General features: G+C 66.0%; 12 protein-coding genes. 2 read left to right on the top strand and 10 right to left on the bottom strand.

Features of this window, described 5'->3' with window-relative positions:
* Positions 1 to 35: 35 nt before the first annotated feature.
* The gene (gene thyX, locus ABZ789_RS01120) at positions 36 to 791 is read right to left on the bottom strand and encodes an FAD-dependent thymidylate synthase (protein ID WP_358417685.1); all 756 of its coding nucleotides are present in this window, start codon (positions 789 to 791) and stop codon (positions 36 to 38) included.
* Between the two features lie 142 nt (positions 792 to 933).
* Between thyX and ABZ789_RS01115 the strand changes: the two genes are divergently transcribed.
* Both ABZ789_RS01115 and ABZ789_RS01110 read left to right on the top strand, forming a co-directional pair.
* Entirely contained in the window at positions 934 to 1,491 is a 558-nt protein-coding gene (locus ABZ789_RS01115) for a hypothetical protein (protein ID WP_358417682.1), read from the top strand.
* Between the two features lie 58 nt (positions 1,492 to 1,549).
* Entirely contained in the window at positions 1,550 to 1,990 is a 441-nt protein-coding gene (locus ABZ789_RS01110) for an SRPBCC family protein (protein WP_358417677.1), read from the top strand.
* 18 nt (positions 1,991 to 2,008) lie between these two features.
* Here ABZ789_RS01110 and ABZ789_RS01105 read toward each other — a convergent pair whose 3' ends face one another.
* The 9 genes from ABZ789_RS01105 to ABZ789_RS01065 all read right to left on the bottom strand — a co-directional run bounded on the left by ABZ789_RS01105 (position 2,009) and on the right by ABZ789_RS01065 (position 13,486).
* Positions 2,009 to 2,512, bottom strand: coding sequence for a flavodoxin (locus tag ABZ789_RS01105; protein ID WP_358417674.1), 504 nt, complete (start codon positions 2,510 to 2,512; stop codon positions 2,009 to 2,011).
* A gap of 48 nt (positions 2,513 to 2,560) precedes the next feature.
* Entirely contained in the window at positions 2,561 to 3,028 is a 468-nt protein-coding gene (locus ABZ789_RS01100; protein WP_358417672.1) for a hypothetical protein, read from the bottom strand.
* Positions 3,029 to 3,036: 8 nt separating this feature from the next.
* On the bottom strand, positions 3,037 to 3,783 hold the full coding sequence (dapB, locus tag ABZ789_RS01095) for a 4-hydroxy-tetrahydrodipicolinate reductase (RefSeq protein ID WP_358418200.1): 747 nt from the start codon (positions 3,781 to 3,783) through the stop codon (positions 3,037 to 3,039).
* 186 nt (positions 3,784 to 3,969) lie between these two features.
* Positions 3,970 to 5,307, bottom strand: coding sequence for a pitrilysin family protein (locus ABZ789_RS01090; protein WP_358417669.1), 1,338 nt, complete (start codon positions 5,305 to 5,307; stop codon positions 3,970 to 3,972).
* Positions 5,308 to 5,405: 98 nt separating this feature from the next.
* Complete coding sequence (narI, locus tag ABZ789_RS01085) at positions 5,406 to 6,137, bottom strand: respiratory nitrate reductase subunit gamma (RefSeq protein ID WP_358417666.1); 732 nt, start codon at positions 6,135 to 6,137, stop codon at positions 5,406 to 5,408.
* The gene (gene narJ, locus ABZ789_RS01080; RefSeq protein ID WP_358417663.1) at positions 6,134 to 6,817 is read right to left on the bottom strand and encodes a nitrate reductase molybdenum cofactor assembly chaperone; all 684 of its coding nucleotides are present in this window, start codon (positions 6,815 to 6,817) and stop codon (positions 6,134 to 6,136) included. Before narJ ends, narI begins: the two co-directional genes overlap by 4 nt.
* Complete coding sequence (gene narH / locus ABZ789_RS01075) at positions 6,814 to 8,484, bottom strand: nitrate reductase subunit beta (RefSeq protein ID WP_358417660.1); 1,671 nt, start codon at positions 8,482 to 8,484, stop codon at positions 6,814 to 6,816. Before narH ends, narJ begins: the two co-directional genes overlap by 4 nt.
* Before the next feature lie 52 nt (positions 8,485 to 8,536).
* The gene (locus tag ABZ789_RS01070; protein WP_358417658.1) at positions 8,537 to 12,232 is read right to left on the bottom strand and encodes a nitrate reductase subunit alpha; all 3,696 of its coding nucleotides are present in this window, start codon (positions 12,230 to 12,232) and stop codon (positions 8,537 to 8,539) included.
* A gap of 9 nt (positions 12,233 to 12,241) precedes the next feature.
* Entirely contained in the window at positions 12,242 to 13,486 is a 1,245-nt protein-coding gene (locus ABZ789_RS01065) for a nitrate/nitrite transporter (RefSeq protein WP_358417656.1), read from the bottom strand.
* Between the last annotated feature and the right edge of the window lie 91 nt (positions 13,487 to 13,577).

The following is a 13,577-nucleotide window of genomic DNA, read 5'->3' as shown; positions in this document are numbered from 1 at the left end:
GGCGCCTCGACACACGCCCGCCCCCCTCAGACGGATCACAGATCGGTCGCGAGAGTGGGAACAGCGACTTCGCTGCCATCCGGCAGCGTGCTGATGACGAAGTCGGAGAAGGCGTTCGGTGCAGCCTCCGCGAGCCGCCGCACACATTCGACGGCGAGACGCCGGATTTCGACGTCGGCGTGTTCGGTCGCTCGCATGGCCACGAAGTGCCGCCACGATCGGTAGTTACCGGTGACCACGATGCGGGTCTCGGTGGCGTTGGGGAGAACCGACCGGGCAGCCTCCCTGACCTGCTTCGCCCGCAGGGGCCCAGCAGGTAGATGCGACATCTTCTCGTCCAAGGCTGCCAGCAGTTCCACATACGCCTCGCGGCTGCGCTCCGCAGCGGCGAAGAACAGGCTCTCGAGTTCGGGGTCTCCCTCGATCGCCGGTGGGACCACCACCGGTACGTCTCCGTCGGCGACGAACCGTTGAGAGAGCTGGGAGAAGGAGAAATGCCGGTGCCTGATCAGTTCGTGCGTGCACGAGCGCGAGATGCCGGTGATGTAGAAGGTCGCTGTCGCGTGCTCGAGCGCCGACAGGTAGCCGACGGTGAGCAGATGCCGGAGGTAGCCGGCATTCGTCGCAGTTCTGGGATTGGGCTTGTCCCAGCTCTGGTAGCACGCGCGGCCCGCGAACTCGATCAGCGCTTCGCCACCGTCGGCGTCGGTACCCCAGTCGACGTCCTCGGGGAGGTGGAACTCCGTCGTAGCGACGAGCCGGACCTTGGGGCAGGCGGGTTCGGGCACCATCGCCTCCTCCTCACCTCGATCGTTGTGCGCGCTCGGTGGCGCGTGTCGTTCTGTCCGCACAGTAACGCGACCCGGCCCCGGCGGAACCATGACATCACAGTGACGCCTTGCATGACGCCATACTCGGCGTCACACTGACATCATGGATATCGACAAGTACACGTCGGCGATCATCGACTCCGTGATCGCCGCAGCCGAACTCGGTGACGAGCAGACCCGCCGAACCGCTGCGGCCTTGGCGACGGCAATCGCCGCACCCGTCCGACTCGCGGTTCTGGCCGCCCTGTCGGACATGGCCAACGAGGTCAGTGAGGAACTCGGGGACCGCACCGTCACGGTGCGCCTCGACGGCACCGACGCCGTCCTCGTCGTGCACAGCGAGCCCGCTCCACCGCACGAGGATCCGACACCCTCCTTCGAGGAGATGACCGGCGACATCAGCCGGGTCACGCTGCGCCTCGTCGAACAGATCAAGACCAAGGCGGAGGAAGCGGCACAGCAGAGCGGCCTGTCGCTCAACTCCTGGATGGCGCAGGCCGTGCAGGGCGCGCTGCGCGAGCAGATGCGTTACCAGCGCCGGGCCGACGAATGGCGACGGCAGGGCGGTTGGGCGAAACCGTCCCCGCCGGCCCCCACCGAGCAGCCGTCGGATCAGGACGATGCGGCGGGATCCGACACGGATCCGCGCGACGACGCGTGAGGCAACTCACCTCACGATAGAGTGCCGAGGCACACATTTCGGGCGAGACGGAGGTCGCATGGCGGTCAGCAGTACCAGGAGTTTCGACATCGACGCGACCCCCGAGCAGGTGATGGCAGCGCTCGCTGCGGTCGAACGCCTGCCGGAATGGTCGTCGACCCACAAGTCCGTCACCGTCGAGTCCACTCATCCGGACGGTCGTCCGCATCGCGTGCGGATGACCGTCTCGATCGTCGGCATCACCGACGAGCAGGTCGTCGAGTACTCCTGGAACGGGGACGAGTCGATGTCGTGGACCCTGGTAGAGAGCAGCCAGCAGCGACAGCAGGACGGCGCCTACACTCTCGCCGCGAAGGGACCCGGCACGGCTGTCGAGTTCTCGCTGACCATCGACCCGAAGATCCCCGTTCCCGGGTTCCTCGTCCGGCGGGCCGAGAAGATGGCACTGGAAACCGCGGGGAAAGGCCTGAAGTCGTTCACGGAGAAGAATTTCCGCTGATCGTCAGATCTCAGATCGTCAGATCTCACCGGCCGCGGTCGCCGCAAGGACGGCGCCGAGTTCGTAGCACTGTTCGCGCACCTTCGCGTCGACCGGGCCCGTGATCTCCAGATCGGCTGCGGCCTGTACGAGACCCATCCCGGTGACCAGGCGGCGAACGGAGGCCACCGCACCGGCGGTGTCGTTGTTCCCGTGCACCCACAGCCCGTAGGGGCGACCGGCCACCGCATCGAGGCACGGATAGTAGACGGTGTCGAAGAAGTGCTTGAGCGCTCCCGACATGTAGCCGAAATTGGCGGTGGTCCCGAACAGGAAACCGTCGGCGGAGAGCACATCGGGGATCGTGGCGCCCAATGCGGGCACCACCCGGACGGTGACACCCGTGATCTCCGGATCCTGCGCACCGGCCAGCACCGCCTCGAGGATCTCGCGGGTGGAGGGCGACGGCGTGTGGTGCACCACCAGCACCGTGCGGGATCCCTCCGGCCGGTCGGACGTCTCGTGCTGCGCCTCGTCTGTCACACCTGCAGGCTGCGGTACCGGCGAAAGGTTGTCAAAGTCGCTCGCGGCTCAGGAACCGGAGCGCCCGTCCCGTTCGAGCTTTTCGAGCGCGACAGCCCGCCGCATCGTCTCGCGCGCCCGGCTCCGGTCCCCGGCATAGTCGTAGGCGCGCGCGAGCCGGTAGGAGTTGCGCCAGTTGTCGGGGTCCGCTTCCCACTCCTGCTTCACGGTGGCGAAGAGTTCGTCGGCGGCGTCCCGGTCGATCCGCCCCGAGGGCATGCGCGGCATATCGTCGACGTCGAGTTCGAGTCCTTCGTCGTGGATACGCCGGGCGAGGTGCTGATGCTGCAGACCTGCCCGGATGGTCGCGTAGACGATCCACGCGCCCACGACGGGCAGGATGAGGATGCCGATTCCCAGACCGATCGCCGCGACCTCACCGGACCGGACGAGTTCGAGACCGGTCGAACCGAGCAGAACGAAGTAGAACCCCAGCGCCACCACGATGAACGCGATGGGCGCGAGGACTTTCAACATGCCGATCTTCACAGGTCGAGGAGAGGGTCGATACCGACGGTGAGCCCCGGTCGTGCACCGATCTCCCGCACGCCGAGCAGCACGCCGGGAGCGAAGGAAGAACGGTCGATCGAGTCGTGGCGGATGGTGAGGGTCTCGCCCTGTGTGCCGAGCAGCACCTCCTGGTGGGCGACGAGGCCGGCGAGGCGCACGGAGTGCACCCGGACGCCGTCGACATCGGCGCCGCGCGCGCCCTCGAGTTCGGTGGTGGTCGCATCCGGGCTCGGAGCCACCCCGGCCTCGGCACGCGCCTGCGCGATCAGGCGAGCGGTGCGGTACGCGGTGCCGGACGGCGCGTCCGCCTTGTTCGGGTGGTGCAGCTCGATGACCTCGACCGAATCGAAGAACCGCGCGGCGGCCTGCGCGAAGCGCATCGACAGCACCGCACCGATCGCGAAGTTCGGCGCGATGAGCACGCCCACCTCGGGCCGGTCGGCGAGCCAGCCCCGCACCCGGTCGAGACGCTCGTCGTCGAAGCCGGTGGTACCGACCACGGCGTGGATGCCGTTCTCCACGAGGAAGCGCAGGTTGTCCATCACCACATCAGGATGGGTGAAGTCGACGACCACCTCGGTCCGCGAGCTCACGAAGGTGTCGAGGCTGTCACCCTTGTCGACGGCGGCGACGAGCTCGAGGTCGGGGGCGGCTTCGACAGCGGCACAGATCGCCTGACCGACCTTGCCCGCAGCACCGAGCACACCCACCCGAACCTTGATTGCATCCACTTGCGTCGTCACGCCCTTTCGTTGCAGTCTTCCCGGAGATCCTACGCAACCACCGGTGGGCGCCCCGAGCGGGGCGAGTATGCCTAACCGGTTCGTACGCACGGGCCACCGGGCCGCGGGAAGAGCCGGCCGACGTGTAGAGCTGTGACAGAGTCGGCTTGCCGAGCTGCGGATGCCTCAGGACATGAGTTCGCGGACCGACGCCGGAAGGTCCCGCGCACGCCGATAAGGCCCGGCGACCGCTACCGCGAACGGCCGATGCAGCAGGTCGGCGGCGACGGCGCGCACCTCCTCGGTGGACACGGATGCGATCCGTTCCAGCGTCTCGGTGACGCTCCAGTGCCGGCCGTAACTGAGTTCGCTGCGGCCGATCCGATGCATTCGCGCTCCGGTGTCCTCGAGACCGAGAACGAGACCGCCGCGGAGCGATCCCTTCGCGCGGGCGCATTCCGCGTCGGTGATGCCGTGTTCGGCGACGTCGGTGAGAACCTCCCGAACGACTGCGGCGACTTCGCCGAGATTCTCGGGCTGACAACCTGCGTAGACCGAGAACGCACCGGTATCGGCAAAGGTGTCGGTACCCGAGTAGACCGAGTACGCCAGCCCACGCTTCTCCCGCACCTCTTGGAACAGGCGCGAACTCAGCCCGCCGCCGACGACCGCGTTGAGCACCGACAGCGCCCAGCGGCGACCATCGTGGCGACCGAAGGATCGCACCCCGAGGGTGAGGTGCGCCTGCTCGTTGTCGCGTTCGACGATGCTCATCGTCGGCGCGGTCCGGAGTGCGAGATTCCCCCCTCGGCAGGGCGCGGGATCTGCTGCATTGTCGAGATGGCCTGCGAAGGCGCGCCGGACGAGTTCGACGGTGTGCGCGTGGTCGACGTTGCCGGCGACCGCGACGACCATCCGGGGCGGGGTGTAGCGGCGCACGTGGAAGGAGTGCAGTTGAGTGCGGGTCATCGACTCGATCGACTCGACGGAGCCGATGATGGGCCGGCCGATGGGGTGAGCTCCGTAGAGCGCGGTGAGCAGCGAATCGCCGAGCAGATCCTCGGGATCGTCGTCCCGCATCGCGATCTCCTCGAGCACCACCTGACGTTCCACGTCCACGTCCGCGTTCAAGCACCGGCCGCGCAGGACCACATCGGCGACGACCTCGACGGCTATGGGCAGATCGTCGTCGAGCACATGCGCGTAGAAGCAGGTGTGCTCCTTGCTGGTGAAGGCGTTGAGCTCGCCACCGATTCCGTCCATCACCTCGGCGATGTCCTGAGCGGTGCGTGTCGGGGTGGCCTTGAACAACAGGTGTTCGAGGAAGTGGGCTGCACCGGCGACCGATGGCTGTTCGTCGCGTGATCCGACGCCGACCCATACTCCGACGGCCGCCGAACGCACCCCGGGCACGTGCTCGGTGACGACCCGCACGCCCCCGGGAAGGACCGAGCGACGGACCCCGGTATCCGCAGCGGGTGCGGGAGTCGAAGGGTCGTTCTTCAGGTGGAAGCTGGCAGACATGGGGATCTTCGGTGGTCCTGACAGGTTGGGGAGGGCGCGGAGCATTTCACAGTACACCCAGGCCCAGGGACCGCCGGCCTACAGCAGGCTGCGCCGGGTCACCATCCTCGCCGTCGCGGTTCGGAACCCACGAGCCGGCCCGGAGGGGCCTCGTCCCGGCTGCGATAGACGATGTACGGCCGGAACAGGTAGCCCACCGGCGCACTGAACGCATGGACCAGGCGGGTGAAAGGCCAGATGGCAAACAGTACGAGACCGATGAAGGTGTGCAACTGGAAGGTGAACGGTGCCTCCGCCATGAGCTCCCCGCGTGGTTGCAGCACCCAGATCGACCGGAACCACGGGGACACGGTCTGCCGGTAGTTGTGTTCCTCCCCCACGGCGCCCACACCCAGGAGGGTCGTCGCCAGTCCCACCACGATCGCAGCCACGAGCACGATGTACATCACCTTGTCGTTGAGCGTGGTGGCGGAGAAGACCGGTCCATTGGTGCGGCGGCGGTAGATCAGCAGTGAGATGCCCACGAGAGTCGAGGCACCTGCGATTGTTCCCAGGATGATCGCCTGCACGTGATAGCCGTGCTCGCTGATACCTATCGCATCGGTCCAGGACTGCGGGATCACCAGACCGATCACATGCCCGACGACCACCACCAGGATCCCGAAATGGAAGACGGGGCTGGCGATGCGCAGCAACCGGGATTCGTAGAGCTCCGACGATCTGGTGGTCCACCCGAACTTGTCGTAGCGATAGCGCCACCAGGTACCCACCACCAGGATCGCGAGCGTCACGTAGGGCACGATGTCCCAGAAGGTGTCTCCTGCGCTCATGGTTGCGAGGTTCCTTTCTGCGGCGTCCCCTCGGCCCGGGGCGGCACCGTCAGCGTGAACGGCTGGAGACCGATCGATTCGCGAGGCGGGCCTGCCTGCGCGAGGCGCCGCGCACGTTGTTCCTCCTGGTCCGTGACCGGCGGGAGCGTCGCGCAGACCGCTTCGACGACCTGCGCGTACGGAGACAACGCATCGCGCAGAGAAGCATGGAGGACATCGAGCGCCACCCGATAACGGGTGAGGAGTTCCTCCCCGGCCGACGGATCGACGTTGGCGGTGAACTCGAGGACCACAGCGAGATGGTCGGGTGCCTCGTGAGCAGGGGGCGCGACTCCTGCGTCTCGATAGGCGGTCGCGAAGGCGTGCATCTCGGCTCCGCGGTTACGGGTATCCCCCGCCGTCCAGTACGTCAGATACATCGTCGACCGTCGGCGCAGGTCGAACGTCTCGACGTACTGCTGGGCCACCCCCAGCCCGTCCCCGCCCCCGAGCTCGCGAGCCGCCGCGCCCAGCAGGTCCTTCTCGGGGCCCGTGATGTGCTCGAGCAACTGCTCGACGACGTCGAGTCGCTTCTCGTGCTCTTCGTCGGGATAAGCGAGCAGCAGCGACGCGGCTTGACGGACGAGCCTGTTCTGCAGGGCTCGGTCCGACGCCGCACGCCGGGGAAGCAGCAATCTCATCGAATGTCTCCGTTCCCGTCGCCGCGGCCTGGAAACATGCCGCTCGGCACTCCTTTGCCGTCCCAGTTGAGCAGGTTCACCCGCGAGGGGTGCGATGCGTTCGCCGCCATGCCCTCGCTGGTCTGACGCTGAGCAAGGGCATGGAACGTTTCGACCGCCACCGGGACCGGGCCACCACTTGCCTCACCGAATGGACCCGAGTCGTACATGCCGGGACCACCCTCGTAGGACAACGCACAGTCCGTCGCGGTTTCCTCGAGCCGATGGCCTTCGGTGGCATAGGCGGTGGGAATGACGTACCGCTCGTCGTACTTGGCGAGCGCGAGGAGCCGGTACATCGCATAGATCTGCTCTTCGCTCATGCCGACGGATTCGGGGATCTCGGGGCGGGTCTCGCGCCCCAGATTGATGTCACGCATGTACGAGCGCATCGCGGCGAGTCGGCGCAACACGGCCTCGACCGTCGCGGTATCTCCGGCGGTGAACAACTCCGCGAGGTACGCGACAGGAATGCGTAGTGCGTCGAGGGCGCCGAAGAGATTGCCGATGTCCTCTCCGTCATGCCCTTCCCGGCTCACGGCATCGACGATCGGCGAGAGCGGCGGCACGTACCAGACCATCGGCATCGTCCGGTATTCCGGATGCAGAGGCAGAGCCACCTGGTAGGTGCTGATCAGGTCGTAGACGGGTGAGCGCTGGGCTGCCTCGATCCACTCGTCGGAGATGCTCTCGGCGCGAGCGCCGGCGATCACCTCGGGGTCCCTCGGGTCGAGCAGCACGCTGCGCTGCGCTGCGTACAGATCGGTGTCGTTCTCCACCGACGCCGCTTCGAGGACTCGATCGGCGTCGTAGAGCACGAGGCCGATGTACCTGAGCCTGCCTACGCACGTCTCCGAGCACACCGTCGGCAACCCCACCTCGACTCGCGGATAGCAGAACGTACACTTCTCGGCCTTGCCGGTCTTGTGATTGAAGTACACCTTCTTGTAGGGACATCCGGACACACACATCCGCCAGCCCCGACAGCGGTCCTGATCGACGAGTACGATTCCGTCCTCCGCCCGCTTGTACATTGCCCCCGACGGGCACGACGCCACACAGGACGGATTGAGGCAGTGCTCGCAGATCCGCGGCAGGTAGAACATGAAGGTCTGTTCGAACTCGAGTTTCACGTGTTCGCCGACCTTCTTCAGGATCGGATCCTCGGGCGCGATCGCCGGTGAACCACCGAGATTGTCGTCCCAATTCGCCGACCACTGCACCTTCATCGGCTCACCGGAGATCAGGCTGCGCGGCGACGCCACCGGAATGTGGTCACCGAGCGGTGCATCGATGAGATTGTCGTAGTCGTAGGTCCACGGCTCGTAGTAATCGCCGATAGCGGGCATCTTCGGATTCGCGAAGATGCGGGCGAGCTTCGAGAATCGGCCGCCGTCCCGAAGGCGCACGCGGCCCTTCGAATCGCGGATCCACCCACCACGCCAACGTTCCTGATCCTCGTAGGTTCGCGGATAACCCTGCCCCGGTCGTGTTTCGACGTTGTTGAACCACACGTACTCGGTTCCCGACCGATTGGTCCATGCCTGCTTGCAGGTCACCGAGCAGGTGTGGCATCCGATGCACTTGTCGAGGTTCATCACCATCGCAAGCTGTGCCATGACCTTCATGACGGCCTCGCTTCCTGCGCCGGGCCTCGCCCGGTCGTTCGCACCATGCGCATCAGTAGACGACCTCCTGCGAACGGCGTCGCACGATCGTCACTTCGTCGCGCTGGTTGCCTGTCGGACCGAGATAGTTGAATGCGTAGGAGGTTTGGGCGTATCCCCCCGCAAGATGACTCGGTTTGACGAGAATGCGCGTGAGCGAGTTGTGAATTCCGCCGCGCTTTCCTGTGGTCTCGCTGCGCGGGACGTCGATGACGCGATCCTGCGCGTGGTGGACGAAGACCACGCCCTCCGGCATCCGGTGCGAGACGATCGCCCTGCAGACCACGACGCCGTTGCGGTTGACCGCTTCGACCCATTCGTTGTCGCGCACCGAGATCTTCGCGGCATCGGCGGGTGACATCCACATCGTCGGGCCGCCCCGCGACAGCGACAGCATGAAAAGGTTGTCCTGGTATTCGGAGTGGATCGACCACTTCGAGTGCGGCGTCAGGTACCGCACCGTCAGGCCGATCCCGTCACCTGTCCCGACGTCCGGCTCTCCGAACAGTCGCGACATGTCGAGCGGAGGGCGGTAGACGGGGAGCTGCTCTCCCAATTCCTCCAACCAGTCGTGGTCGAGGTAGAAGTGCATCCGGCCCGTCAACGTGCGGAAGGGCTCGAGTTCCTCGATGTTGACTGTGAACGGCGCGTATCTGCGCCCTCCCGTCTCACTCCCCGACCATTCGGGACTGGTGAGGACGGGCGTGGGGCGGGCTTGGGTATCGGCGTATGTGACCCGCCTTTCCTCGCTTCCCTCCGCCAGGTGCGCGAGTCTGCGTCCGGTACGTTTCTCGAGTTCACGAAATCCCTCGAGTGCCAATCTCCCGTTGGAGGTGCCGGACAGCGCGAGAATGGTGTCGGCCATACGCTCGGCGGTATTGATCGCGGGACGACCCTGTCCTGCACCGGAATTCATGACACCGAACTTCTTCGCAAGTTCGGCGACCTCCCGATCCGGCCGGGTGGTCACCCCCTTGGTGTTGAGTCCGAGCTTCTCGACGAGCGGACCGAGCGTGGCCCACTTCTCCGCGATCGCACCGTAGTCGCGTTCGACGACGGCGAGCGGGCCCATCGTCTTTCCCGGAACCGGCACTTCACCTGCCGATCGCCAGTCCCGCTCGGTGCCGGAGGGATAGGCCGTCTCGCCAGGCGTGTCGTGTTGCAAGGGGGCCATCACGATGTCCGTGCGGGTTCCGAGGTGGGTACGCGCCAAAGTGCTGAAGACCTTCGCGATGGCCCCGAATGCTTCGTAGTCCGAACGGGTTTCCCAGGGCGGATCGATGGCCGCGGTGAAAGCGTGAAGGTAGGGGTGCATGTCGGTGCTCGAGAGATCACCCTTCTCGTACCATGTGGCAGCAGGAAGAACGATGTCGGAGAACAACGTCGTCGACGTCATCCGGAAGTCGATCGACATGAGCATGTCGAGCTTCCCCTCGGGAAGCTCCTCCGGCCACCTCACCTCGCCCGGCCGCAGTTCTGGTGCCGTCGGTGGGCCCTGCACGTTGGCATCGGTTCCGAGCAGGTGCCGCAGGAAGTACTCGTTGCCCTTACTGGACGAACCGAGCAGGTTCGACCGCCACAGGCTGAGCACCCGCGGCCAGTTACGCGGGTTGTCCGGATCGGTCACCGCGAGCTTCAGATTCCCGTTGGCAAGTTCTTCCGCAACGTGGTGCGGGATCTCCCGCCCGGCCGCCCGGGCCTCCTCGGCGACATCGTGGGTGTTGCGGTCGAACTGGGGATAGAAGGGTGACCAGCCCATCGCCACGGCCGACGCCATCACGTCCATCGTGTGCTTGTCGCGGAATCGCCCCCGCCCCAGCGGACTCGACAGCGCATCGGCACGATAACCGTCGTAGCGCCATTGCCCGGTGTGCACGTACCAGTAGGACGTACCGGCCATCTGGCGCGGTGGACGACTCCAATCGGTACCCATCGCCATGGCGGCCCATCCCGTCACGGGACGGCATTTCTCCTGGCCGACGTAGTGCGCCCACCCACCTCCGTTCCGCCCCATCGCCCCGGTGAGCATGAGTAGTGCGAGCACTGCGCGATAGGTCGTGTCGCCGTGGAACCACTGGCAGATGCCGGCGCCCATGATGATCATCGACCGCCCGCCGGATTCCTCGGAGTTGCGCGCCAACTCCTTCGCGATGCGGATCGCTTGTTCCGCCGACACCCCGGTGATCGATTCCTGCCAGGCCGGTGTGTACGGGGAGGTCGGGTCGTCGTAGCCGGTCGGCCACCGTCCCGGAAGTTCGAGTCCAGGGCGGTTCACCCCGTACTGCGCGAGCATCAGATCGAAGACGGTGCACACGAGGTGTTCGCCGACGCGGCGCACCGGTACTCCTCGCTCGATACTCTCGCCGCGTCCGTCGACGGTATCGAAGCTGGGCAGGTGAACTGCCACGGTCTCTCCCACGGCCCCGATCGCGGGTGCGACCGTCAGAGCCGGGACGAGGTCACCGAGTTCGAGGTTCCACTTCCCGACGCCCTCGTCGCCGTAGCGGAAGCCGAGAGATCCCTGCGGTACGACCACCGTGTCGGTCGCGCCGTCGACGAAGGCAGGTTTGAAGGCCGCATTCTCTACGCTGTGCCCGAGATCGGCGGCGGTGAGGTTCTTGCCGGGCACGAGTCTTCCGTCGCGTTCTTCGAGACGCACCAGGAAGGGCAGGTCGGTATACCGGCGGACATAGTCGACGAAGAACGGAACGCGCTGCTGCACGTAGAACTCGTTCAGCAACACGTGCCCCATCGCCATCGCCATCGCACCGTCGGTACCTGCCGCACACGGCATCCATTCGTCGGCGAACTTGGTGTTGTCGGCGTAGTCGGGGCTGACAGACACGACCTTGGTGCCGCGGTACCGCACTTCCGCCATCCAGTGGGCGTCCGGAGTACGTGTGACCGGCACGTTGGAACCCCACATCATCAGGTAGGACGCATCCCACCAGTCCCCCGACTCCGGCACATCCGTCTGGTCGCCGAAGACCTGGGGGGACGCCACCGGCAGGTCGGCGTACCAGTCGTAGAAGGAGGTCATCACACCGCCGAGCAGTTCGATGAAACGCGATCCGGCGGCGAACGAGACCATCGACATGGCAGGGATCGGTGAGAATCCGGCCACCCGGTCGGGTCCGTATTCCTTGATGGTGTGGACGTGTGCGGCGGCGATCATCTCTGTGGCCTCGGCCCAGGTGATGCGCACCAGTCCGCCCTTGCCGCGAGCACGCTGGTAGCGGCGACGCCTCTCGGGATCGTTCTGGATGTCGGCCCACGCGAGTACCGGATCGCCGAGGCGCTGCCTGGCCTCCCGATACATCTCGACGAGCACGCCGCGCCCGTACGGATATCGCACGCGCGTCGGAGAGTAGGTGTACCACGAGAAGGCCGCCCCACGCGGGCATCCGCGCGGTTCGTATTCCGGCCGGTCGGGACCCACCGTCGGATAGTCGGTCTCCTGGGTTTCCCAGGTGATGATGCCGTCCTTCACATAGATCTTCCACGAGCACGATCCGGTGCAGTTCACCCCGTGGGTCGACCGCACGACCTTGTCGTGACTCCACCTGTCGCGGTAGAAGATGTCACCCTCTCGGCCACCTCGGCGGGTGACCGTTCGTGTGTCGTCGGATTCCTTCCCGGAGACGAAGAAGCGTCCGCTCCGCACGAGCAGTTCCTCTACCCGGCCTCCTATCCCGGCGGTGTCCGTCACAGCCTCTCCTTACGTACTTCGATGTGGTTCGTCGCGGGTCGTGGGTCCTCCGACCGGCGGAGGCGACTCGTGTGCCCGTAGGCGAAATGCGGTGTACAGCAGGCACACCAAGGCGGTGGCGGCAAGCAGCAGCAAGCCGACCGTGTAGTTGTTGCCCTCGGCGTCGTAGGTAGCGCCCATTACGAGAGGCGGGAAGTAGCCGCCGAGTCCGCCGGCTGCCGCGACTATGCCTGTGACGCTTCCCACCGTGTGTGCCGGCGAGCGCCTGGCCACCCAGGCGAACACACCGCCGGTGCCGACGCCGAGGAAAATCGCCATCGAGATGAAGGTGACGGCCGCCCACAGATCCGCTGGAGGCTTGAAGGTCGCCACCACGGCCATGATCGTCGTGCCCGCGAACGAGGCCATCACCACGTACTTCGGGGCGATCCGATCGGACAGCGCTCCACCCACCGGCCGTGCGAGGACGGCCGCGACCGCGAAACCGGCGGTGCGCGTTCCGGCGTCGACGGTGGAGAAGTCGTAGATCGTCTTGATGTAGGTGGGCAGGTAGGTGCTGAACGCCACGAACCCGCCGAATACGACGGCGTAGAGGAACGACATCTCCCAGGTGACACGGAGTTTCGCGGCGACAGCCAATTTCGGCAGGACCGGATCGGTATTGGGAGTGAAATAGGGGGCGTCGCGCATCACCAGGATGCAGACCACCGCCGTCACAGCGAGTGCCCCCGCGACGATCAGGTGCGTGGGCACCAGCCCGAACCAGTTCACGAAGCGCGGGGTGAAGAAGGCGGACAGCGCGGTGCCGACCATGCCGGCGCCGAACACGCCGGTCGCGAAGCCCCGGCGGGCGGGTTCGTACCAGTTGTTGGCGAACGGGATACCGACGGCGAAGATGGTGCCCGCGATACCGAGGAAGAACCCGCAGACGAGCAGGAGCGGGAAGGATCCCGCTTCAGCGGCGAACCCGACCGCGACGACGGGCACGATCGACAGCAGCGAGATGGCGATGAACATCGCCCGCCCGCCGTACCGGTCCGTCATGGCGCCGACCGCGATACGACCGATCGAACCGACGAGTATCGGCGTGGCCACCAACATGGACGCTTCGGTGCTGCTCAGCGACATATCCTCGGCATAGGTGGTCGAGAGCGGGCCGATCATGTTCCAGGCCCAGAAGTTTATGGCGGACACCCAGGTAGCGAGCGCGAGGTTCGCGCCCTGTAACCGCCCGACATCCGAGGGTGTGGTCATGGTCACATCTCAAGGGAACCACCTCTCGGACGGCACCGGACCCACTTCGGGCCGATCCTCACCGTCGCGGTGGCCGGGCGGTTGCACGCCG

The organism is Rhodococcus sp. NPDC047139 (assembly GCF_040643435.1).
In the GTDB taxonomy this organism is placed as follows: domain Bacteria; phylum Actinomycetota; class Actinomycetes; order Mycobacteriales; family Mycobacteriaceae; genus Rhodococcus.
Note: the sequence above shows the minus strand (reverse complement) of the source record. Positions and strands in the feature narration are given on the sequence as shown.

Coding starts and splice junctions, on each gene's coding strand:
- narI (WP_358417666.1), bottom strand. CDS start 6,137: ATGAGCGCAGGAGACACCTTCTGGGACATCGTGCCCTACGTGACGCTC.
- ABZ789_RS01100 (WP_358417672.1), bottom strand. CDS start 3,028: ATGTTGAAAGTCCTCGCGCCCATCGCGTTCATCGTGGTGGCGCTGGGG.
- ABZ789_RS01065 (WP_358417656.1), bottom strand. CDS start 13,486: ATGACCACACCCTCGGATGTCGGGCGGTTACAGGGCGCGAACCTCGCG.
- ABZ789_RS01110 (WP_358417677.1), top strand. CDS start 1,550: ATGGCGGTCAGCAGTACCAGGAGTTTCGACATCGACGCGACCCCCGAG.
- ABZ789_RS01090 (WP_358417669.1), bottom strand. CDS start 5,307: ATGTCTGCCAGCTTCCACCTGAAGAACGACCCTTCGACTCCCGCACCC.
- ABZ789_RS01115 (WP_358417682.1), top strand. CDS start 934: ATGGATATCGACAAGTACACGTCGGCGATCATCGACTCCGTGATCGCC.
- narH (WP_358417660.1), bottom strand. CDS start 8,484: ATGAAGGTCATGGCACAGCTTGCGATGGTGATGAACCTCGACAAGTGC.
- thyX (WP_358417685.1), bottom strand. CDS start 791: ATGGTGCCCGAACCCGCCTGCCCCAAGGTCCGGCTCGTCGCTACGACG.
- narJ (WP_358417663.1), bottom strand. CDS start 6,817: ATGAGATTGCTGCTTCCCCGGCGTGCGGCGTCGGACCGAGCCCTGCAG.